The 22,441-nt window shown below is 38.7% G+C and carries 18 protein-coding genes and 1 tRNA gene; 16 read left to right on the plus strand and 3 right to left on the minus strand.

Annotated features, from left to right (window positions below; all coding sequences use genetic code 11):
* Window positions 1-53 precede the first annotated feature (53 nt).
* The 12 genes from ACEYW6_RS10430 to ACEYW6_RS10485 all read left to right on the plus strand — a co-directional run bounded on the left by ACEYW6_RS10430 (window position 54) and on the right by ACEYW6_RS10485 (window position 14,682).
* A complete protein-coding gene (locus ACEYW6_RS10430; protein ID WP_412979655.1) occupies window positions 54-893 on the plus strand; it encodes a hypothetical protein in 840 nt (279 codons plus the stop codon).
* 3 nt (window positions 894-896) lie between these two features.
* Complete coding sequence (locus ACEYW6_RS10435) at window positions 897-1,322, plus strand: LysM peptidoglycan-binding domain-containing protein (protein WP_412979656.1); 426 nt, start codon at window positions 897-899, stop codon at window positions 1,320-1,322.
* 4 nt (window positions 1,323-1,326) lie between these two features.
* On the plus strand, window positions 1,327-4,263 hold the full coding sequence (locus ACEYW6_RS10440) for a peptidoglycan DD-metalloendopeptidase family protein (protein WP_412979657.1): 2,937 nt from the start codon (window positions 1,327-1,329) through the stop codon (window positions 4,261-4,263).
* A gap of 2 nt (window positions 4,264-4,265) precedes the next feature.
* A complete protein-coding gene (locus tag ACEYW6_RS10445) occupies window positions 4,266-5,000 on the plus strand; it encodes a hypothetical protein (RefSeq protein ID WP_412979658.1) in 735 nt (244 codons plus the stop codon).
* Window positions 5,001-5,039: 39 nt separating this feature from the next.
* On the plus strand, window positions 5,040-5,375 hold the full coding sequence (locus tag ACEYW6_RS10450; RefSeq protein ID WP_412979659.1) for a hypothetical protein: 336 nt from the start codon (window positions 5,040-5,042) through the stop codon (window positions 5,373-5,375).
* Window positions 5,376-5,378: 3 nt separating this feature from the next.
* Window positions 5,379-6,566 carry a baseplate J/gp47 family protein gene (locus tag ACEYW6_RS10455; RefSeq protein ID WP_412979660.1) on the plus strand — a complete coding sequence of 396 codons (1,188 nt, stop codon included), beginning with the start codon at window positions 5,379-5,381 and terminating at the stop codon, window positions 6,564-6,566.
* Entirely contained in the window at window positions 6,566-7,120 is a 555-nt protein-coding gene (locus ACEYW6_RS10460) for a phage tail protein (protein ID WP_412979661.1), read from the plus strand. The genes ACEYW6_RS10455 and ACEYW6_RS10460 overlap by 1 nt, the downstream gene beginning before the upstream one ends.
* A 36-nt stretch (window positions 7,121-7,156) precedes the next feature.
* Entirely contained in the window at window positions 7,157-8,518 is a 1,362-nt protein-coding gene (locus tag ACEYW6_RS10465; protein WP_412979662.1) for a hypothetical protein, read from the plus strand.
* A 32-nt stretch (window positions 8,519-8,550) separates the two neighbouring features.
* Window positions 8,551-9,699: a phage tail protein gene (locus ACEYW6_RS10470; RefSeq protein WP_412979663.1), complete on the plus strand. Its 1,149-nt coding sequence runs from the start codon at window positions 8,551-8,553 to the stop codon at window positions 9,697-9,699.
* Between the two features lie 56 nt (window positions 9,700-9,755).
* Window positions 9,756-10,772, plus strand: coding sequence for a hypothetical protein (locus ACEYW6_RS10475; RefSeq protein ID WP_412979664.1), 1,017 nt, complete (start codon window positions 9,756-9,758; stop codon window positions 10,770-10,772).
* A gap of 5 nt (window positions 10,773-10,777) precedes the next feature.
* Window positions 10,778-14,233, plus strand: coding sequence for a BNR-4 repeat-containing protein (locus tag ACEYW6_RS10480; protein WP_412979665.1), 3,456 nt, complete (start codon window positions 10,778-10,780; stop codon window positions 14,231-14,233).
* Between the two features lie 71 nt (window positions 14,234-14,304).
* Window positions 14,305-14,682: a hypothetical protein gene (locus ACEYW6_RS10485; protein WP_412979666.1), complete on the plus strand. Its 378-nt coding sequence runs from the start codon at window positions 14,305-14,307 to the stop codon at window positions 14,680-14,682.
* A gap of 18 nt (window positions 14,683-14,700) precedes the next feature.
* Here the strand turns inward: ACEYW6_RS10485 and ACEYW6_RS10490 are convergent, their stop codons facing one another.
* Together ACEYW6_RS10490 and ACEYW6_RS10495 are read right to left on the minus strand one after the other, a co-directional pair.
* The gene (locus ACEYW6_RS10490; protein ID WP_412979667.1) at window positions 14,701-14,973 is read right to left on the minus strand and encodes a hypothetical protein; all 273 of its coding nucleotides are present in this window, start codon (window positions 14,971-14,973) and stop codon (window positions 14,701-14,703) included.
* 174 nt (window positions 14,974-15,147) lie between these two features.
* A tRNA-Val gene (locus tag ACEYW6_RS10495) sits at window positions 15,148-15,219 on the minus strand.
* Between the two features lie 289 nt (window positions 15,220-15,508).
* Here ACEYW6_RS10495 and fbp point away from each other — a divergent pair.
* The 4 genes from fbp to opcA all read left to right on the plus strand — a co-directional run bounded on the left by fbp (window position 15,509) and on the right by opcA (window position 21,306).
* On the plus strand, window positions 15,509-16,558 hold the full coding sequence (gene fbp, locus ACEYW6_RS10500; RefSeq protein ID WP_412979668.1) for a class 1 fructose-bisphosphatase: 1,050 nt from the start codon (window positions 15,509-15,511) through the stop codon (window positions 16,556-16,558).
* A gap of 339 nt (window positions 16,559-16,897) precedes the next feature.
* On the plus strand, window positions 16,898-18,043 hold the full coding sequence (gene tal / locus ACEYW6_RS10505) for a transaldolase (protein ID WP_412979669.1): 1,146 nt from the start codon (window positions 16,898-16,900) through the stop codon (window positions 18,041-18,043).
* 133 nt (window positions 18,044-18,176) lie between these two features.
* Window positions 18,177-19,706 carry a glucose-6-phosphate dehydrogenase gene (gene zwf, locus ACEYW6_RS10510; RefSeq protein WP_190899254.1) on the plus strand — a complete coding sequence of 510 codons (1,530 nt, stop codon included), beginning with the start codon at window positions 18,177-18,179 and terminating at the stop codon, window positions 19,704-19,706.
* A gap of 232 nt (window positions 19,707-19,938) precedes the next feature.
* Window positions 19,939-21,306 (plus strand): glucose-6-phosphate dehydrogenase assembly protein OpcA, encoded by a 1,368-nt coding sequence (opcA, locus tag ACEYW6_RS10515; RefSeq protein WP_196509366.1) that lies wholly within the window; start codon window positions 19,939-19,941, stop codon window positions 21,304-21,306.
* Between the two features lie 264 nt (window positions 21,307-21,570).
* Here opcA and ACEYW6_RS10520 read toward each other — a convergent pair whose 3' ends face one another.
* Window positions 21,571-22,227 carry a pentapeptide repeat-containing protein gene (locus tag ACEYW6_RS10520; RefSeq protein ID WP_412979670.1) on the minus strand — a complete coding sequence of 219 codons (657 nt, stop codon included), beginning with the start codon at window positions 22,225-22,227 and terminating at the stop codon, window positions 21,571-21,573.
* Between the last annotated feature and the right edge of the window lie 214 nt (window positions 22,228-22,441).

A 22,441-nucleotide genomic window follows, 5' to 3' on the forward strand; every position in this document is an offset into this window, starting at 1 on the left:
CATTTAATTTGAGGTTAGTAAGGGTTATTTTTTTTAATTATTATTCATAAAATATGTCAAATCCTAATGTGATAAAAGGGTTAAATGCTGCTGAAAAAGTTGTAGACATTTATGCCACTTTAACAGATAAAGAAGGGAAACCTTTATTTACTTTTCTATTTAATCCAGAGTCTAAAAGATATTCTAGAAGGGCTGATTATACTGAAGCTCCTACTGCATTAACATCAACTCCCTCTCAACAATATAAGTACACTACAGGTTTAACTTTATTGTTAAATAATTTACTAATGCAATCCTATGCTGAAGGTAAAACTTGTAAATTACTTTTACAAAAACTTCAAGGGTTGATGGTAGCTGACCCTACTAATTCTAAACTTACTCCTGCCCTTGTTTATTTTACTTGGGGTTCTGATAAGTTTGGCCCCGCAGTTATTACTTCATTAGATTGGAGTGAATCATCTTGGTTAAATGGTGAGGTAGCTGCTGCTAGAGTAAACCTTACTCTACTAGAAGTACCAATACTTAAATTAGCTTCCACTCCCACTGTAAAAGACCTAGAGGCTGCTTCTACTAAGACGGTCGTCCTTACACCTAGACAAGTAAATGAGGCTGCTGATGCGGCTACTAAGTGGCTTAAAGCTAACGTTAAAAAGTTACCTGAAAAGATTACTGCTTTAGTGAAAGTTAATAAGTATAAATTATCAACTGACCCTCAAGGTAATGTAACTATATTTAGTAGTAAAAATGAAAATCTAGGAATTGTTGGTAATTACAAAAATGGTAAATTTACTACCACTAATAATTCTTTAAAACCAAGTACCTCAGGTTTAGTTAACGGACTTATTAATAGTTCTACTCCAGTTCCCCCACCTTTAGTTAATGGACTTATTTAAATCATGAGTACTCAACCAATTGTATTTTCAAGTGGTGACACTTTGACTAGTGTTGCTTATAAAGTGTTAGGTGAATCTTCAGGCTGGAGAGAGATAGCTGATATTAATGACTTGGACATTTTCTCATTGATAGAAGTAGGTCAATCATTAACAGTACCTACTAAATCTGCTGCTGAAAGAAGAATTAAGAATATTGCAGTAGATAATATTAACTCAGTTAACGCTAGAGTTCAATCAATCGTAAATAGTAGGGAAGTTAAAACTATTACCAAACTACTTGGTGTAGATACTACCCAACTATTAAAAGACTTAGACTTGTCTTCATTAGCTGGTAAGTTAAGTGCGCCTACTAAAGAAGAAAGATTGAGAAAAGCTTTGAAGATGGAAACTGATACTCCTATTTACCGCCTAAGCTCCTGGGTGTTTTGATAATATGACTGAAGAAATTAATTTATTTAATAATAATAATCCTAATAGTTCATTTGATCTATTATCTCCTTACGTAAAAGTCACTATAGGGGCAATAGGAAATGTTGGGTCTGAAGTATTCACTACAGGGGATGGTAAGCTCCTTAGTGCCTCTGTAACCCTCAGTGAAGGTAAAGCTCAATCAAATTGTAAGTTCACTGTTTATGACCCACAGAAAAGGTTAGTAGATAAGTTTGGTAGCTACATAGAAAGTGTAGGTGGTTTAGACCCAATTGAGGCACCTGAGTCTGAAACACCAGAGGAGTCAAAGAATGAAGTTGTAGAAGGTTCTACCCCTGGTGAAAGTGAAGCTACCATTGGTAAAGTTTTATATGAGAAAACAATAGCTTCTACCTTTGGTTATGGGGAGTCTACTCAGGGAGGAACAAAGGGAGCTTATGGAGACATAATAAACTTCAATGGTCTATATGCTGCAATGATTCACCCTAATTTTGTGGGAGGGGCTGTTGACCAACAGAAGTGGATTGATGCCTATAAGTATGCCAAGATGAGGGTTACTAATTTAGCTAACAATAAAAGCATAGTAGTTACTATTGTGTCTACAGGACCTTTTGCGTTAGATGGTAATAAAGCAGCAAGACCCCTTAGACCAAACCCTGATAGGAAGATTGACCTAACCCCAGGAGCCTTTTATGCATTAACCAGCCCTAGCACTACCCCAGGACTTCTTGATGTCAAAATTGAATGGTTAGAAGGAGGAACTGCTACAGCAGTTATTTCACCAAAAGATAAATCTCAAAGCAAAGAGCAATCTGCTAATAATATTAAAAAGGGTAATATATCTAAAACTAAAATAGGTAATTGGCCCACTGCAAAAGTAGCAGCTACTAAATCTATTATTGTATTCCCAGGACACCTTGCTGATACTTCTAGTGGTGGGGGAACTTCAGGTTCAGGTGACACTAACTCAGTTTTATATAAAGGTGAACAAAGGGTTAGAGAATTTGTAGCTAATGATATTTCAACAACCTTATTTATAAGTGAATTGAAGAAAGCTGGATACAACGTTATCTCTGCTCCTCCTACTCCAGTTGGTAGAGGTGATGCTGCTAGGACTGCTTACTATGTGGCTGTACAGCAGTTGAAAGAAGCTAACTCAGCTTATACCTTAGAACTTCATTTTGATGCACCTCCTAATGGTAGACCAGGTGTTATACCAGGTGGAAAGTATGACCAAAGTGGTGCTTCACTTAATGTAATGGATGTTGCCTTAGCTAAAGAATTTGGTAACTTTTCATTTAACCATAGGCAATCATTAGGTGGACCATCTAGAGGTATTACCTTATTAGAATTAGATGCACTAGGAACTACTCTTACTGGCTTAATAAATAGTGGTATATCATCAGGCAACTTTGCCCCTCTTGAAAGTGCTTTATTACCCTACGCTCAGAGAGCAGTCAGGGCACTTAATAACGTTACAGATGGGATTCTATCTAAAACTAATGAGGCTGCTGATTCTGTCAATAATAGCAAAGGTGCCCAACAAGAAAAGATAGCAGAATCAAAAACATTAGCAGGCGCTCAAATTACTATTGAACTTGGTTATAACGGGAAAACTTTGGCAGCTTCTAGCTTCATTCATACAGGTTTAAGTTACTCATTATTTGCCCCTGACCATTTAGAGTTTAGTGGGACATCTGCTGGTTGGGTTCTCACTCAGAGAATTAAAAATAACGTTTACACTAATTTAACTTTTAAAAAGATTGCTACTAAAGTTGCCTCAGCTTATGGTTTGAAATTGGATATGCCAATAGACGGCCCTAAATATGAATACTTCCCTCAAAGAGGACAATCAGACTATGAGATGTTACTTATTGAGGCAAGAAGAATTGGGCTGAGAATGTACGTTAAAGGTAATGTACTTCACATCAAACCAAGGGCAAATATATTAGCTAACAAAGATACTTTTGTGTTGACCTATGGTGAAAACATGGGTATCAATTTCACTTGTGATCATACTGCTCAAAAGGATACTAAAGGTGGTGCTAGATCAAGTGACCCAGGTGAGTCTACTTCTACAGGTGTGCGTAAGTTTGAAGTTAATGCTGACACAGGAAAACTAGAGCAAAAAGTTAAAGAGAATATTGAAGCCACAGGTGGGGATACAGGTGATGTATCTACTACAGGTTCATCTACTCCTACACCTGCCCCTAAGACTGACGGCACCACTGCTAAAGAGGACGCTGATAGAAAAGCTAGTGAAACTAGAATCAAAGGTATAGGAGCCAAATGTGATTTTCCTACCACTCCTGAAGCTCTAAGTCTTGACCCTGATACCCTGCTACTAACTAAAGGAATATCAACTTTCTTGGATAGAACTTGGGTTATAGATAATGTCACCCACTCCTACAATTTAGGAGATTTTTCTACCAGTTTAGAATTCTACAGTCCTCTTAAAAATAAGAATGGTAGTGCTGAAACTACTTCAAGTAATACTTCTTCTTCTAATAGTTCAACAACTAGCACTGCTACTGATTTTGACCCTAACGCTCCTAAATTTATTAGACCTGCTACAGGTACTTTAACTAGTAGACATAGAACAGAAAACCCTTCTAGACCTAATCACAAAGGAGTTGATTTTAGCTCTACTGGTGGAAATGGGAAAGGAGAAAACATTGTAGCTGCTGCTTCTGGTACTGCCACTATTTATCCTAACAGTACTAGTGGATATGGCAATTATATTGACATTGATCATGGTGGTGGTTGGTTAACCCGCTATGGGCATTTACATTCAATATCTATTAGTAATGGTCCAGTAAAACAAGGGCAGATTATTGGTATAGAAGGTAACTCAGGAGCGTCACGCGGAACACATCTACATTGGGAAGTAAGAAAAAATGGTGCTGATTTGAATCCACTTAAATATGTTTCAGCTAAATAAATATGACTAACTTAATTGAATTATTACATAATAGTCAACGGGCTACACAGATTGCTTTAGATTCCCAAGGTCGCTCATCCTACCCCACTTTGGGAATTGTGGTACAGAATGTTGATCCTGAAAAGAAACGTAGAATCAAGGTAGCCCTGGCTTCCTCACCTCAACTTGAATCTGACTGGTTAAGAAGATTATCTACTACACCTTTTGTTGATGAGCCAATGCCAATTATAGGACAAACTGTTTTAGTTCTCTGGGCAGATGGGCTTGAAACTAATGGCTACTACTTATCAGTTAATAATCTAACAAATCCACCTAGAGATAAAGAAGATATTGTCAAAGATTATTCAGCAGAAATTCCTGGTAATAAATCTGTTTTAGTAAATGGCAATGATGACCTAACTGTAAAAGGTGAAGTAGAAGTTACTTCTGAAAATAGTGTTACCACTAAAGCTAATTTAGATTGCAAGGTTGAAGTTAAAAGAAACTTTATTGCCCAAGCTTTACAGGCAATTACTTTAACTGCTGCTCAGTATGTTTTGTTGCAAGCAGGTACTTGGTTTATTAAGTTATATAGTAATGGGACAAGTGAGATGGGTGGTGGTGTACTTACAGTTAACTGTGGGGGTTTTGGTATCAACTTTGTTAACGTAGGTACTATGACAATCAACGGTAAATCTGTGGCTACTGTAGGGGCTGTTGATGATGATGGAGACCCCTTGGTAACAAAAGGTTGGTAAGTTTAATTGGACATTTATAAAAGATGAAGGAACATAATTATGGTTAAAGGTATAGCTTTCCCGCTAACTATAGAAAAGGGTAATTTAAAAGTTTCAGAAGATGCTGACCTATATAAAGGACATATTCTCTCATGGTTAAAAACTGAGAACTTTGAGAGAGTGATGAGACCTGAGTATGGGTTAAAAGATTATCTATTTGAAAGTATTCAAGATATCTCATTTATTGCTTCAAGTATTCAATCAGGTTTAGAAACTTATATACCTGAAGTTAATTTTGAAGTAGAAGGAAACATTAATGATTTAGGTGAATCTGAAATAAATGTTTACTGGACATACGATGATTCAGACCCAGCACAATTAAGATTTATTTTATAATATATGGCAGAAAATACTATACCTCTCGACTCAGTGATAATTGATGAGAGGTCAGAAGAAATAATTGCACAACAAGCTAGAGTTAGAGTTTTCAATGAGTCAGGTAGTACATTAAATGACTTTAGTGAAAACTCCCCTCTAGCTGCCCTTATACAGGGTCAAGCTTTTGCTGCTGCTGAATTACTCTATTATGTCAACAAACTACCTCTAGCGCTTGTTATAGACTTCTTAAAAGTGACAGGTGTTGAGAGAAACCTTGGCACTAAAGCAAAAGTAACTCTAACATTTACTATAGCTGCACCCCAATCTGTTCCCTTCAATATTCCTCAAGGATTTGAAGTAGTAGATGACTCTGGCGTATATAGCTTTTTAACAGACAACTTATTACAAATTCCTGTAGGGTTAATTTCAGGTTCAATTACCGCTACTGCTGAAGAAGTAGGTAGTGTTTATAATACCCCTGCTTATTCAATAACAAATATTACTCAACCACTGGCATTTTTAACTGGTGTTACTAATACTGAAGCCGCTAGTGGTGGTACAGATTTAGAAGAAGTAGCCGACACCATTACTAGAGCACTTAATCAAATTAGAATTAGAAACTTAGTTTCAGCTAACGATTATGAACAGGCTGCTGAGGCTTTATTAGGTAATGGTTCAGTTGCTAAAGCCATTGGGCTACTTGGTAAAGATAAGACTACTAGAGAACTTGGGGCGGTTCATTTATTCCTCTTAAACGCAGATGGTCAACCTGCTAATGAAGCTCAACTTTCTTATATTAAATCTCAACTATCTGATAGTTTACAGTTAGGTACTAGTCTATATACTAGCCCTATAGAACAGATTTTTATCAGCGCAGAATTCACAGCTAAATTAACCATAGGTGTAAATCCTGAAGAAGCTTTTGATAGCTTATGGGAAGCTTTTCAAGAATATCTGAGTCCTAATAACTATCCTCTGGGTCAAGATTTAATTTTTTATGAAGTAGGTTTTGCTTTACGAAATACAGGGGTAATAAAAGAGGCTGGAAATCTTACATTAAATGGTTCCCCTTCAAATATCCCTGTACCTAATACTTACACCCTACCCACACCTTATTCTCTATTTATACAATTAGTAAATGAAGATGGAATTGTATTTGAAGGTCTACGGGGGGCAGGTGAGTCAGTTGAATTCGGAGGCTTTGTATAGTGCAGACAGCTTTAGCTTGGAGTTCAGGTAAACCTATTTGGGAAAGATTACCTGAATGCTACAAAGAAAATGATGTAGCAGAATGGTTGACAGCTTACTTTGATGAACTATTAATTGAAACTAAATTAAAGATTGATGACCTCCCTAAACAACTTAATCCCTTGGAGTGTGATGAGGTTTGGTTAGATGTTTTAGCCCCCCTCTGTGGCTTCACAGGAGACTATTGGGATAAAACTTGGTCAACTTCATCTAAACGATTATTAATATATAATTCCTACATTAATATTTGGCCAAATAAAGGTACCAAAGATGTATTAAGTTTGGTGCTAAATTGCTTTGATATTCAGCATTTAATAACTAGTAGGGGAGATTTCATATTAGGTACTTCTGTTGCTGGTGACTTTCTGGGTACTAGTGCTTGGGAATATATTATTTACCTACCTACTATATATAAAAATAGGTCACAGCAAAAACTAACTGAAAAGCTAAATACTCTTTATGGTCCTTGCTGGTGTAGCACTGAAATTATATTTAATGATAACTATTTTTCTTAAAAAACTTTATTAATCTAATTTAAATAATATAAATAAATGAGCCAAATTGTAGGAACACTAGTTGATTCTGCGAGTAATCCTCTTACAGGTAAACTTGTAGTAGTATTAGCAGGAAGTTTGATTGATGACACCACTACCCCAGATACTATCTATCTCCCTCAGTCTTATACTTTTGATATCACAGCAGGGGCACTTGATATAGATTTACAAGAATCTGAAACTTCAAGAATTACTTACAACTTTCAATTCTTTAAAACTGATACTGAGGGTGAATTAATTGAACCTGCATTAATTAATTTTGATGCTTTAGTACCTAACATTAGCCCAGTTCAATTTGCGTCATTAGTCCCTACTGGTCTTGTAAATGATGTACTTGATACTGGGGCTTTACGTGTAGCTAGAATTATTTCAACTACCCCAGCACTTGCTCAAAATATTGGTGGTCCTTTTCCCAGAGGTGAATATAGTCCTACTACAACTTATAAATATAGAGACTTAGTTTCTTATTTAAGTAGAACCTATATATCTAAAGACCTAAACCCAATTACAGGAGTATTACCAACTAATACAGCTAGTTGGATGAATATACCCGTGGAGCCATCAGGCTCATTAATTTTAGGGGATGCCACACCTTATGGTTCCTCTTGGAATACTTCAGGTTTATCCCCTTCTCAAGATGCAGTTTATGACCAAGTTGAAGATGTTAAGTCTAATATTTCTTTAAAAGCCAACCTGATTAGTCCTATTTTTTCAGGTGACGTAATTGTACCAAATCAAACATTAGGAGATGCTTCTACAAAGGCAGCTAACACTAATTTTGTTGCAGCAGGTTTAGCAGATAATGTTGCTACTACAAATACTGCTTTAGCCTTAAAAGCCCCTTTAGCTTCACCAACTTTTACTGGTACACCTTTAGCTCCAACAGCAGCAACAGCTACTAACACTACACAAATTGCCACCACTGCTTATGTGAAATCTAATTTAGCAGATTATGCAACATTAGTTAGTCCAACATTAACAGGTGATCCTAAAGCCCCAACTCCTGCAACTAGTGATAACGATACTTCCATAGCCACTACTGCTTTTGCAGTATCAATGCTGTTAGATCGAGTAAAACAAGTTGCTGCTGGAGGTAACAATGTATTAGTTCTACCTAATAATTTACGCCTTGTTTATCAGACAACAGTAATAACCACCAATGCCGCAGGAGTAGCAACAATTAACTTTGGTATAACTTTTGCGTCTCCTCCTGTAGTTGTATTGGTTAATGGTGATTCTAATCAAACAAGTAATGCTTTCAGATTAGAGACACTTCCTACAGTAAACTCTTTCATTCTTTCTACTAGTGCTGCAAGTATCGCAGTTAGGGTTAATTGGGTAGCTATTGGAACAGTTTAAAAATTAAATATATAAATATTAACTAATAATATATGGCAAGAATTATATTTCAAAATGGGGATAGGTTTACTGCTGAGCATGCTAATGCTATAGCTTACCCCCTGGTAGATGGTGCTGACTTTATTGGTCATGGTCCCAAGGTTTTAGATGACTACCTAGATGACACCCCAGGCCAAATTAAATCAAACTTTTATACTTTTTATGACCGCTTAAAAGTTAGCCATCAATCAGGTTTAACTTTCTCTTATTTAGGTGGAGCAGTTTTACTAGCTGATGGTTCAGAAGTTAGTATTAGCCCTAGCACTATCAACCTCCCTGATAATGTTACCAGATACCTTTTTCTAGGGAGTGATGGTACTGTTCAAGCTGCCTCTTCCTTACCTAATGAATGCTTCCCTTTAGCTAAATTAACAACAGCTTCTGGTACACTTTCTGGCAACATAATTGACCTTAGGGATAAGGTAGTTGATAGAATTTCTCCTAGTACTATTCCTGTTACTCAACTAATCCCTCCTGGGGCATCAATGGAGTTTTCTGGTTCAGTATTACCTTCAGGTTGGTTATGGGAAGATGGTAGCTTCTATGCCCCTTCTCTATACCCTGCACTATTTGCAGCAATTGGCTACACTCATGGTCAGTCTGGTTCTGATTTTAGAGTGCCAGATAGTAGAGGCCGTGTAAGTGTTGGAGCTGGTACAGGTTCAGGTTTAACTAATAGAGTACTTGGACAAACAGGAGGATTAGAAGGTGTTATTTTAAACCTAGCTCAAACTCCTAGCCACATTCATGGAATAAATGACCCAGGTCACTCTCACTCTGTTAGTGAAAATCCTCACTCCCATAATCTAAATGACCCTGGTCATGGGCACTCTATAACTGACCCAGGTCACGCTCATGTCTTAAATTTACCTGCCACCACTAATGATCAAACTTTAGGTAATTCTCCTGCCACTGGTAATCCTAATACCAACCCTGACCAACCTTTACTAGGTGTTACTGCAAATAATAATACAGGTATAAATATTAACGCAGCACTTACCAATCTAAGTGTGGGTGGAACAAAAACTAATGTTAGTTTGAACTCTGCCACTTCAGGTATTACTATTAATGCCCAAGGTGGTAATGGCTCACATGAAAATATGCAACCCTGGTTAGCAAAAAATAAGATTATTAAATATTAAAAATTTGAAGTTCACTTTATTAATTTAGAGTGAACTTTTTTATTTAGAAAATAAATATGCCAACTCAAAGAATTATTAAATCTACATTTATTGGTTTAAATAATGAACCTTTAAGAAATGCTACAGTTCAAGTAATTCACATGCAGGGTAATACTATTGACAACATAGAATACCCTCAAGTTACTAAAAATTTTATCACCAATAGAGAAGGACAAATTAAATTTACTCTATGGTGTAATGAAGAAGGGGAACGCTCATCTTTTTATAGGTTTATATTACCAGGTGGAGAAGTTTTTGATGCTGTTGTGCCTCTAGGAACCTCTGACTTAGAACTATCTGTACTACGTGATGGTGGGGTTAACTCTGCTGACCCTCAATATCAATCTTTAATATCCTACATATTATCTGAAGTAGGTTCTGGGGTTACATTAGCATCCTCAACTGTTGCAGGTACTGTTAAAACTAATTCTAATTCTGCTGACCCAGTTGTTTATCTTAAATCTGAAGTAGATAGTTTGTTAGCTGATGTTACTGGTTTTGATTTAACAAATTATTATAATAAATCTGAAACTGATACTGCATTAAATACTAAAGCTAATCAATCTACTACCTATACAAAAGCTCAAACAGATGCCCTTATAGGAGGCGTGACAGTTGACCTTAGTGGTTATTATACTAATACTCAAACTGATGGTTTAGTAGCTCCTAAAGCTAATTCTGCTGATGTATATACTAAAAGTCAAACTGATACTTTAGTTAACGCTAAACCTGACACATTAGTTGAATTAACTGATGTTACTATTTCTTCCCCAACTAACGGGCAATCTTTAACTTACAACGCTTCAATTAGTAAATGGATTAATTCCACAATATCTAGTGGGGTGACAGGTATTGCGTCTAATATTAGCTCCATTACCTATGACTTACAAAATAGAGTAAGTAGCTACAACGTAGATGGTAATAATTTTACAGTTACTTACAATACCTTAACTACTGTAATTACTGGTGGGGGAAAGATGCGTACAGTTACCTATAACTCCAGTGGTCAATTAGTAAGTGATATAACAATTTAAATATAATGACTAAAAGATTTATTAATACTTTTATTGGTAGCAATGGCACTACCTTTGAAGCTTACAATACTAATGTAATATCAGATACTGACTGGGCACCTGGCTCTAATGTGGTGGCGAGTATTATATATAATAATACTTTAAGACGACCAAATACCCAAGGGACAATTAATCAGAGAGTAAACTTTTTTAACTCAGGTTTAACTTCAGGGCAAACCAATAATGTAAACAGCTACGAAGTAACTGTTGATTTTAGCTTAGTTGGTTACACTACAGTAGCTTCAAATGTGGGCGTTATTGCTAGGGGAGATGAAAGTGCAAATAATGGCTACTTTGTCAGGTATAGACCTAACACAGGTTATCAACTCTTTAGGCAGACAGCAGGGGCATCAAACCAATTAGGTACTACTAATACAACAGATTTAAACCCTTCTGGGATGTCTTTTGGTAATCCATTAAGAAGACGTTTAAGGCTTTCAGTTATTGGTTCAAGTATCAATGTTTATGTTGATAGTTATAATAACACTACAACTGTTTGGACAATTGGTAGTACTCCCTTAATTACTACTACTGACACATCATTCTCTACTGGTAAATTTGGGTTGTGGTTTGTATCTGCTGCTACTGATACCACAACCCCTACTGATGGTTTTATTGTTAATGAATATTATATTAATGATTTAATAACTACCTCTAATGCCCCAACATTATTAACAGGGACTAACCAAACTGGTTCTACTATAGATTTATCATGGACTGCTCCCTCCAATTTAGGTGGTGCTCCTTTAACAAACTACATTGTAGAGAAAACAAATATAGGGGACAGTATTTGGGCATCTGTTGGTACTCCCTCAACTACCTCATTAACTGCTGCCCCTTTAGACCCTTCAGGTAATGATTTTAGGGTTAGAGCTATTACAGGTACAGATAATGTTGGGGCTAACTCAACTATTTTAACTGTAGCCAATTCAGATATACCTAGTGCTGTATCTTCCTTCACTGCTAGCTCAGTTACAGCCACTACTGCGACCTTGAATTGGACTGCCCCTGTTAGTGGAACAGTAGTAAATTATAAGATTGAAAAAAGTACCCTAACTGGAGCTAATAACACATTAGTAAATGACTGGGTACAGATTGCTGGAAGTCCTTTATCAAGTGCTACTTTATCAGCTTCTATCACTCTAGACACTGGGGTAGGTAATGCTTTTAGAATTACACCAGTAGGTAGCGGAGGAGATGGTCCTTCAACTACTATTAAGATTGCTAGACCTGATCAAGTAATAGGTTTTGGTAATTCTGGTGTTACTTTAACTAGCACTAACCTATCATGGACTGCTGCAACTTCTAATAATGCAAGCATTACTTATATAGTTGAGTCTACTACTATTAGTGGCTCAAGTTGGAGTGCGATCGCTGGTAGTCCTTTTGCAGTTACTAGTGTTACTGGTACTGCTTTAAGTGGTTCAGGTAATGATTTTAGAGTCAGGGCAACTAATATTATTGGAGAGGGTGCTAACTCTAATACTTTATCAATTACCCCAACTACAGGGACTCCTGAGGCTCCTACATCTTTAGCTATTAGATCTTTTACTCCTGCTAGAACTGACTCACCACTTAACTTAGCTTACTTTACTTTCACTGATACAGTAAACAATAAGTGTCATCTACAATGGTCGGCACCTGCTTCTTCTGGTACAGGTGGTGCAATCACAAGCTATCTAATAGAAAGTAGTCTTAATGGTTCTAGTGGATGGACTACAGTTATCAATACAGGAAATACTAATTTAGTAGCTTACAATATTACTAAACCTTTAGGTACTGTATATTTTAGAGTAAGTGCTATAAATCCTTCAGGTACTGGGACACCTTCTAATGTCTTAACAGTTGCAGGTTCTACTTCAACTTGTGAGGGTACTATGGTAAGGCAAAATGGAGTATGGACATTTTTTACTCATCCTAGAGCAGTTTGTTATAGAGGGAATACTTATATTGGATGGGTTAGTAATGCAGGTATCGTTGGAGTTACAAAAGTAAATAACATAACTAAAGAAGCTACTCACTTTGATTTAGAAGATGTATCTACTTATGTAGTTCAAGTGGGTGGGGCAGAGATAGATGATCATGATAATGCAGCAATCTTTATTAGACAAGACGGCAGGATTACTTGTTATTATGGTGCTCACAATGACCTTGGGGGTATTAGGTCCAGGACTACTGTTTACCCTGAAGATATTACACAATGGTCAACTGCGATCGCAGATAGTCCAACTAATGCTATCTCTTCACCTAATGTTAATTTACCAACTTGTTATAGTAATCCTAGATTATTAGAAGATGCAGGGATGCTGCTCTATCATTTCAGAACAGGTTCTCCTCCTAATGCTCCACACGCTGTTCTTTTTTCTAATACACTGAATACTCCAAATTCTACAGCTTCTTATACTGACGGATTACCTTTAATACAAAGTACTCTTGCACCTTGGGCAACTCAAAGACCTTATGTACAATCTGTAGTAAATGGTAGAAATCGTGTAGACTTTTTCTTTACAGATGGACACCCAGGAGACCCAGGTACAAATGGTAATGGAAATGGTACTAGTTTATATCACTTCTATGTGCAGTGGGATAAAGCTTTAGGTAAGGCTAGATATTATACTTCTGCAGGAGCAGAAATAGTTAATCCTTCTGCTACAGGAGCACAATCACCAAGTTTACCTATTCGTCCTAAACATAGCGGAGGAAGTGACCCTACTATGGTTTGGAATGGGGTAAACATTAGGTCTTGGGGTTGGGATATTGTAATAGGTTTTGATGGACACCCGCGTGTACTATTTACTACTTATGATAATGGTTCAGGTAGCTTTGGTTATACAAATCAACGCTATATGTTTTCTAGGTGGAATGGTACTGCATGGACTACACCTGTAGATATTACTGGAGCAACTGTTGTCCCTGCTATTCAAACCACAGTTAGAGGTGTAGCTGTTTCTGCTCCTGGTATGGGCACTAGTGGAGTAAATGGTTTTACTTTAGAGGAGCCTTGCTACACAGGTGGATGCTGTTTTGATGCTAATAACCCAAATATTGTTTATTTAGTTAATACTGTAGTTCAGAATCCTACTAATAATTCTGCGTTATCTACTACAGATCCTACTGGTATAAGAGAGCTACAAGAATGGCGTTCAAATGATAATGGTTTAACTTGGTTAAAGGTTAGGGATATTACTACAAACTCCTTACCTAATATTGTAAATGGTAGACCATATAGTCCTAAGAATCATGATGGTAAGGTTGCTGTTGTATGGTGGAGAGGACCTTACTCTGGTTGGGTAAGAACTTTTAATACTAATCTTTGGTGTGCCCCTGCTTCAGAAAGCCTAACCAATCCTTCTGATTTAGCTCCTTTGGGTGCAAGGATTGCTATTAGCCGTACAGGTCAACTTGTACCTTTTGCATTCTAAAATAGTCAACTTTCAGCCTCCTTAATTGGGGGCTTTCTTTTTTTGTAAATTTATAAAATTATCACAATATTATGACTCAACAGACAGATAAACCCCAGACTCCTAAACAAGTTAATTATATTAATGTATCTCCTGATACTGAATCTAAAATAGTTGACCAGATATTAACACAGAGCGCAGGTGTGGGGCTGGGAATTATTGCAACCCTTCTCAGTTTAGTAGTGTTAGCTAGATGGCTAGGTTTAAACAACCTTATTATAAAATGGGTAGAGAAGTTAGAATCTGATTCACAATCCTTTAGGTCGCTTGCTAATAGTGTACAAAATATGTCTGTTGACTCAAAGACTCATCATAATAAATATGTGGAAGACCATAATAAAATTGTTGAGGAAGTTAGAGAAGTAAGAGAAATTACTAAAGAAATTTTATATAAAGTTGATAAAGTATAAATTAAATTTACAGTGATTTTAAGGTAAAGGTGCGGCACAATCCTCAGGGGTCATTACGCCTATTTGCAAAGCAGCAGATGCTTCTAAAGGGGATATCTGCTGTCCAGATTGCATTCTTCTAACTATTTCAGTTCTAAGCGATCTTAACTTTTCACAATTTTGTCTTGCTTGTTCTCTTTGCTTATACTGATCATAACTATTCCATGCAAAAGGAATACTAATTATTAAACCTAATACTGCAAGCCCTACAGCCATAGCTTTAGCATTTTTAGTTTCTATATCATTTTCCACTGTAGTTTGTTACCTATAGAATGTATCAAGCTTACCCAGTGAAAACTTTAATGTCAATAATTACTCAGTAATTTACATAACTTAATAATTATCTTGATCCAAACTTGCATAAACTTGCATAAGTTAGGTTTAAGAGACTAGAGCTAGTTAGCTGAAACCCTTATATATATTAAGTGGGCGATACTGGATTTGAACCAGTGACCCCATCCGTGTGAAGGATGTGCGCTACCCCTGTGCTAATCGCCCAAGACTTCTTATATTATCATGACTTACTTAGATTTACGGTTGCAAAAATACATTTAAACAAGGTGTAAGCTCGATGCTACTTATTACTGGCTTAATCTTGGTGATAACTTAGACGACTTACTACGTATCTAGGCTCTGAGTGCAGGGGCCAATGAAGATTCATTTCTTTAGTTTATCTAAAGTCACATCTAAGTTATCAAATTACCTTTCTAAGATAGAAGCAGCAACCATAAGTTGCCATACACGACTAAAACCCAATTAACAGCTAGTGGCTGCGGAGAATATAAAAATGGCTAAAGCGCCAGATTATTTAGATTCGTCTATCAATGAAGTTACAGACAGAGCTTTAGATCGTGATTGTACAACCTTATCCCGTCACGTCTTACAGCAACTTCAGAGTTTTTCGCCAGATGCACAAGATTTAAGTGCGCTGATGAATCGCATCGCCCTGGCCGGCAAACTAGTTGCTCGCCGCATGAGCCGCGCTGGTTTAATGGAAGGCGTTCTCGGATTTACTGGGGAAGTTAATGTGCAAGGAGAATCCGTCAAAAAGATGGATGTCTATGCCAATGATGTATTTATCTCAGTTTTTAAGCAAAGCGGCTTAGTCTGTCGCCTAGCTTCTGAAGAAATGGAAAAACCCTACTATATTCCGGAAAATTGCCCCATTGGTCGCTATACCCTGCTGTATGACCCAATTGATGGCTCATCTAACACTGATAACAATCTCAGCTTGGGTTCTATTTTCGCCATTCGCCAACAAGAAGGAACTGATAGCGATGGTAAGGCAACTGACCTCCTCACCAACGGACGTAACCAGCTTGCTGCCGGATACATCCTGTATGGGCCCTGCACGATGCTGGTTTATACTATAGGTAAGGGCGTTCATTCTTTTGTCCTTGATCCCAGCTTAGGAGAATTTATTCTCACAGAAGAAAATATCCGGATTCCTAACCACGGTTCTGTTTACAGCGTGAACGAGGGTAACTTCTGGCAGTGGGAAGAATCAATTCGAGAATACATCCGCTACGTTCATCGCACAGAAGGCTACAGCGCTCGTTATAGCGGCGCAATGGTGAGCGACATTCATAGAATTTTGGTTCAAGGCGGCGTGTTTCTCTACCCAGGCACAATTCAAAACCCAGATGGTAAATTGCGCTTGCTTTATGAAACCGCTCCTCTAGCCTTTTTGATTGAGCAAGCAGGCGGTCGTGCTACTACAGGGCTGATGGATATCTTGGATGTGGTACCGAAAAAACTGCATCAACGCACACCCTTAATTATTGGCAGCAAAGAGGATGTAGCAAAGGTAGAGTCTTTTATTCAAAACGGACACTAGTGTAAAAAGGCACGATTTAGGAGAAAATAAAGTTTCTAAATAAGGCCTTTTAACTTTTTTCAACTGGATAGTTATTTTTGCCATCTGCATTAGAAGAAGACGGTGACAAAAGCATCAAGGATGCGTCTAGCCTATGGCATTAATTAAAAGTTAATCATGGTGATTTACGATTGGGAATGCAGAATAGCACTTCTTAAAGATGTATTAAAGATTATCTCAGCTGGCCGATGCGATAAGTGATTGGCAACGCCACAATTCAAAAGTAACCATCAACATTTGATGGGTTTTGCCAACTTTACTTAGAAACATCACTATACAGGAGTGAAACAAATTAGAGCTATGTCTACCAATCATCTACTAGAAATTAACCAATACGGTCAAAGTATCTGGATGGATAATTTGAGCCGTGACATTATTCAATCAGGCGAACTTAAAGACCTGGTTGAAAATCAAGGTATCTCTGGGATTACCTCTAACCCAGCTATCTTTGAGAAAGCGATCGCAGGTAACGTCATTTATGATGCCGATATAGAAGCCGGAGTTCGCGCTAACTTACCGACATACAAAATTTACGAATCCCTAGTTTTTGCAGATATCCGTAATGCTTGTGATATTTTACGCCCTGTTTATGAAGCCTCGAATAGACTAGATGGTTATGTGAGTATCGAAGTCCCACCAACTATCGCCCATGATACTGAAGCAACAATAACCGAAGCCCGGCGATATTTCCAAGAGATTGGTCGGGAAAATCTGATGATTAAAATTCCCGGCACAGAACCTGGTTTGCCAGCAGTGGAGCAGGTAATAGCCGAAGGGATGAATGTTAATATCACGTTGCTGTTTTCTGTAGAAAGCTACGTAAACACAGCTTGGGCTTATATTCGTGGCTTAGAAAAACGGTTGGCTGAAGGTAAAGACATTAATAGAATTGCTTCAGTCGCTAGCTTCTTCCTCAGCCGGATCGATAGCAACATTGATGCCAAAATTGATGCTAAGTTGAAAAAAGGCGTTGATGATATTTCTGTGGAAGCAAAGCTAAGAGCTGTTAAAGGAAAAGTAGCGATCGCTAACGCTAAGATTGCGTACCAGGAATACAAGAAAATTGTCGAGAGCGATCGCTGGCAAGCCTTGGCAGCAAAAGGAGCCACAGTACAACGGCTACTTTGGGCTAGTACCAGCACCAAAGACCCCAACTACAACGACGTGATGTATATCGAAGAGTTGGTTGGCCGAGATACCGTTAACACCGTACCACCAGCGACGATTAAAGCTTGTGCCGATCATTGTAACGTAGGCGATCGCTTAGAAACAGATGTAGATAAAGCTTACACGCTGATTGAAAACCTCAAAGATCCCGACATCAACATCGATCTCGATACCGTAATGGATGAACTGTTAGTTGACGGTATTGACAAGTTCATTCAGCCCTTCCAGTCCTTGATGAACTCTTTAGAAGACAAGATCAAGGTATTGTCACCAGTGTAGGGACTGGGGATTGGAGAAGGGAATAGGGTACAGGTTACAGGGTACAGATTATCACCTGTCACCTGTCACCTGTCACCTGTTACCTCTCCCCCATACCTAATCCAAAATCCAAAATCCAAAATCCAAAATTCCTATGGTTAGTCTGCTAGAAAATCCCTTGCGCGTTGGTCTGCAACAACAAGGGATGCCTGAACCCCAGATTATAGTTATCTTTGGCGCTTCTGGTGATCTCACCTGGCGCAAACTAGTGCCAGCACTTTACAAATTGCGGCGAGAACGGCGTATTCCGCCAGAAACTACCATTGTCGGTGTAGCACGACGAGAATGGAGCCATGAATACTTCCGTGAACAAATGCAGAAGGGCATGGAAGAGGCACATCCTGATGTCGATTTAGGGGAACTCTGGCAAGACTTTTCTCAAGGTCTGTTCTACAGTCCTGGGGATATAGACAACCCCGAAAGCTACCAGAAACTAAAAACCTTATTGAGTGAATTAGACGAAAAACGGGGCACGCGAGGTAATCGCATGTTCTACCTCTCAGTAGCCCCTTCATTCTTTCCCGAAGCTATTAAGCAGCTAGGAAGCGGCGGGATGCTAGAAGATCCCTACAAACATCGTCTAGTAATTGAGAAACCCTTTGGTCGGGACTTGGCTTCTGCCCAAAGTCTTAACCAAGTGGTACAGAAATATTGCAAAGAACATCAAGTATACCGTATTGACCACTACTTAGGTAAAGAAACAGTCCAGAATTTGCTGGTGTTTCGCTTTGCCAATGCGATTTTTGAACCCTTGTGGAATCGTCAATTTGTTGACCACGTGCAAATTACCGTGGCAGAAACCGTGGGAGTGGAAGACCGGGCTGGCTACTATGAAAGCGCTGGCGCACTACGGGATATGTTGCAAAATCACCTCATGCAACTTTACTGCCTAACGGCGATGGAAGCACCCAACGCAATGGATGCCGATAGTATCCGCACAGAAAAAGTGAAGGTACTCCAAGCTACTCGTTTAGCTGATGTTCACAATTTGTCGCGGTCAGCAGTCCGTGGTCAGTACAGTGCTGGCTGGATGAAAGGTCAAGCAGTGCCAGGGTATCGGACAGAACCAGGCGTTGACCCCAACTCCACCACACCAACCTATGTAGCGATGAAGTTTTTGGTGGATAACTGGCGCTGGAAAGGTGTTCCTTTCTACTTGCGTACCGGAAAGCGGATGCCGAAAAAAGTGAGTGAGATTTCGATTCACTTCCGCGAAGTTCCATCTCGGATGTTCCAATCTGCCGCCCAACAGACAAACGCCAATATTTTGACGATGCGAATTCAGCCCAATGAAGGTATTTCCCTACGTTTTGATGTCAAAATGCCTGGCGCAGAATTCCGTACTCGTTCCGTTGACATGGACTTTAGTTATGGTTCCTTTGGCATCCAAGCAACATCTGATGCCTACGATCGCTTATTCCTTGATTGTATGATGGGCGATCAAACATTGTTTACACGGGCGGATGAAGTAGAAGCAGCCTGGCAGGTAGTAACACCAGCTCTTTCCGTTTGGGATGCACCCGCCGATCCTACTACTATTCCTCAGTATGAAGCCGGTACTTGGGAACCAGCAGAAGCAGAATTCTTAATTAACCAGGATGGTCGTCGCTGGCGCAGACTCTAGAAAGTTAGGAGTGATGAGTTAGGAGTGATGAGTTATCGGTGATAAATTATGAGTAATAAGTTATAAATTATGAGTTTTTGAGTTAAGAATTTCAGTTCTTTTAACTCCAAACTCTTAACTTTCACTCCTAACTTTTAACTCTTGTACAGACGCGATTCATCGCGTCTCTCCTAACTCCTAATTTCTAATTTCTAAATTATTCAACAAACAAAGCTGACAACTCAAAACTACTATGGCTCTCCAAGCTTCTACAATTTTTTCACTCCAGGCACCGAAAGATATTTCGCTGAACGAAATAGATGCGGAACTGAACCAAATTTGGCAAAGTTACGGCATTACTGGCGATGACGGTGGGCTTCCGAGTGCTACTAGGGCAACAACATTTACTTTAGTGGTCTACGAACCAGAAGAAACTCAGTATTTGTTGGCTGCTTTGGGATTTTACAACGGCCCAATTGATGGGATTTTAGGGCCACAAATGGCAGCAGCATTGCGAGAAGTGCAAAAGAAACATAGTCTGCCAGAAACTGGAACAGCAACACTAGAAACTCTCACCATATTACGAGAAGAATTCGCTAAAGGTCAGCGAAGTGGTTCTGTAGGAGAACATCCTGCTGGTGGGTTAAATAGTGGTAGCCCCAGAATTGCCGATGAAATCGCTCTCCGCAACCCCTGCCGCATCATTGCGTTATTTCCTATTGCTGGCGAAGATGAAGGGGTTAAAGCTCAAGTTTCTGCCTATTGCCCCATCCAAAAGCAATCGTCAAGCACACTTATCTGCTGCGAATACATTACTCTCAGTGGAACTGCTGCTGCCTTAGAACGCATCGGTGGCATGATTCCAGCATTGTTGATTGGCGGGTTGCCGAAGTTTCTCTGGTGGAAGGCAACACCAGACCCTAACAACAGTTTATTCAAGCGTCTAGCAGCAGTCTGCAATAATGTCATTGTAGATTCTTGCAACTTTAACGAGCCAGAAAGTGATTTACTCCGCCTACAAGAGTTGGTAGAAACGGGTGTACCTTTAGCTGACTTGAACTGGCGTCGCCTCGCATCATGGCAGGAATTGACAGCTGAAGCTTACGACTCACCTAAGCGTCGCGCCGCCCTCAAAGAGATTGACCGGGTTACGATTGATTACGAAAAAGGCAACCCTGCTCAAGCTTTGCTGTTTTTGGGTTGGCTGGCAAGTCGGTTGGAATGGCAGCCAGTCTCTTATCAAAAGGAAAGCGGTGATTATGACATTACTCGCATCCGTTTTATAGCTCAAGACCAGCGACAAGTAGAAGCGGAGTTAGCAGGAGTTCCGGTTGCTGATGTGGGCGATATTGTTGGTGACTTGATTGCCTTACGCCTCAGTTCAACAAATCCGAAGGCAGACTGTGGTACAGTTATTTGCTCGGAAACTGGTGGTTGTATGCGGATGGAAACCCACGGTGGTGCCCAATCTGCCGGTCTGTTTCAACAGGTGACTTCACTTTCGGAACAAAAGGCGGAAGCATTGCTGAGTCAGCAGGTGCAACGCTGGGGCCGCGAGTCACTTTTTGAAGAAAGCCTGGGAGTGACAGCAAATATTTTCAAATTGGCAACTAATAGTTAGCTTCGCCTACAAAGAATAAAAGTTACCAAAATCAAATACAACCCCTCAAAATTTTTGGAATATCCAGAAACTTTGAGGGGTTTTGTATACAGAATTTTTTCAAAAATCAAATTGAATTCCTATATTAAGGTGGTAGAACTCACGTTTGCTCAACAAACTAGTTAATATCATGTTCAGATGATATTAATCTGGCAATTTGGGATTTTAGATTTTAGATTTCTCCTTTAATCCAAAATTCAAAATCTACAATTGCATAGCTCCTGACTAATAAATCACTATCTGAGGTTGCTCAATTGTGCCATCAGGCATGATAGTATCCCGAAACTTCGCATAAATCAGCTTTGTCTCCCAAAGGTTTGCCTTACTCAAGTTTGACTTGGTTAAATTTGCCCATGTCAAATCTGCACCAGTTAAGTTGGCCTCAGTCAAATTAGCTTCTAGTAATTTTGCTCCACATAACTTTGCTCCTGTGAGATTTGCAAAACTTAAGTTAGCTTCAATCAGCGATGCTTCAATTAAATTGGCTTTACTTAGGTCTGCTTCTCTCAAATCCACATCACACAAAGAAGCACCCCAAAGATTACTACCTGTGAATTTCACCCGCCATAAAAATGTTCCGCACAAATTTGCTCTTTTTAAATCAGCATTAATCAAATTAGCTTCACACAAAGATGCTTCATACAAATTAGCATCACGTAAGCTAGCTTGCATCAAATTTGCGCCACTTAAATTAGCACGAGTGAGGACACAGCCACACAGATTTGCATCACGCAAATCCGCGCCTATGAAGTTAACACCACTTAAATCAATTCCTTTTAAGTCGATTCCACTCAAGTCACATCCACTGAAATCTCGGCGCTGAAAATATTTATTTGTGATTTGACTTAATACAAATTCTTGTTTATCAGCATAATTTTTCATGGTATTCACCTCTGGGTTTAATGTATCTCAAAGGTCGAGTGTGGTAGTTACCGTATATTGAGAGTACACCCCAAATGGAGATCAGCTGAGTAAATAATCAACAATAAATTCCCAAAAAATCGCCAATCGCTTGAAAATACGCTTTTTAAGTGGTTTTTAAAACAAAAAATGCTGACATAAGTCAGGAAATATTCATACAACAGGAGTCATTCAA

Source organism: Nostoc sp. UIC 10607, assembly GCF_047228265.1.
In the GTDB taxonomy this organism is placed as follows: domain Bacteria; phylum Cyanobacteriota; class Cyanobacteriia; order Cyanobacteriales; family Nostocaceae; genus Nostoc; species Nostoc foliaceum_A.

Bases quoted from the DNA above. Each gene is read 5' to 3' on its own strand.
- ACEYW6_RS10430 (WP_412979655.1), top strand. From the start codon at position 54: ATGTCAAATCCTAATGTGATAAAAGGGTTAAATGCTGCTGAAAAAGTT.
- ACEYW6_RS10435 (WP_412979656.1), top strand. From the start codon at position 897: ATGAGTACTCAACCAATTGTATTTTCAAGTGGTGACACTTTGACTAGT.
- ACEYW6_RS10440 (WP_412979657.1), top strand. From the start codon at position 1,327: ATGACTGAAGAAATTAATTTATTTAATAATAATAATCCTAATAGTTCA.
- ACEYW6_RS10445 (WP_412979658.1), top strand. From the start codon at position 4,266: ATGACTAACTTAATTGAATTATTACATAATAGTCAACGGGCTACACAG.
- ACEYW6_RS10450 (WP_412979659.1), top strand. From the start codon at position 5,040: ATGGTTAAAGGTATAGCTTTCCCGCTAACTATAGAAAAGGGTAATTTA.
- ACEYW6_RS10455 (WP_412979660.1), top strand. From the start codon at position 5,379: ATGGCAGAAAATACTATACCTCTCGACTCAGTGATAATTGATGAGAGG.
- ACEYW6_RS10465 (WP_412979662.1), top strand. From the start codon at position 7,157: ATGAGCCAAATTGTAGGAACACTAGTTGATTCTGCGAGTAATCCTCTT.
- ACEYW6_RS10470 (WP_412979663.1), top strand. From the start codon at position 8,551: ATGGCAAGAATTATATTTCAAAATGGGGATAGGTTTACTGCTGAGCAT.
- ACEYW6_RS10475 (WP_412979664.1), top strand. From the start codon at position 9,756: ATGCCAACTCAAAGAATTATTAAATCTACATTTATTGGTTTAAATAAT.
- ACEYW6_RS10480 (WP_412979665.1), top strand. From the start codon at position 10,778: ATGACTAAAAGATTTATTAATACTTTTATTGGTAGCAATGGCACTACC.
- ACEYW6_RS10485 (WP_412979666.1), top strand. From the start codon at position 14,305: ATGACTCAACAGACAGATAAACCCCAGACTCCTAAACAAGTTAATTAT.
- fbp (WP_412979668.1), top strand. From the start codon at position 15,509: ATGGCTAAAGCGCCAGATTATTTAGATTCGTCTATCAATGAAGTTACA.
- tal (WP_412979669.1), top strand. From the start codon at position 16,898: ATGTCTACCAATCATCTACTAGAAATTAACCAATACGGTCAAAGTATC.
- zwf (WP_190899254.1), top strand. From the start codon at position 18,177: ATGGTTAGTCTGCTAGAAAATCCCTTGCGCGTTGGTCTGCAACAACAA.
- opcA (WP_196509366.1), top strand. From the start codon at position 19,939: ATGGCTCTCCAAGCTTCTACAATTTTTTCACTCCAGGCACCGAAAGAT.
- ACEYW6_RS10520 (WP_412979670.1), bottom strand. From the start codon at position 22,227: ATGAAAAATTATGCTGATAAACAAGAATTTGTATTAAGTCAAATCACA.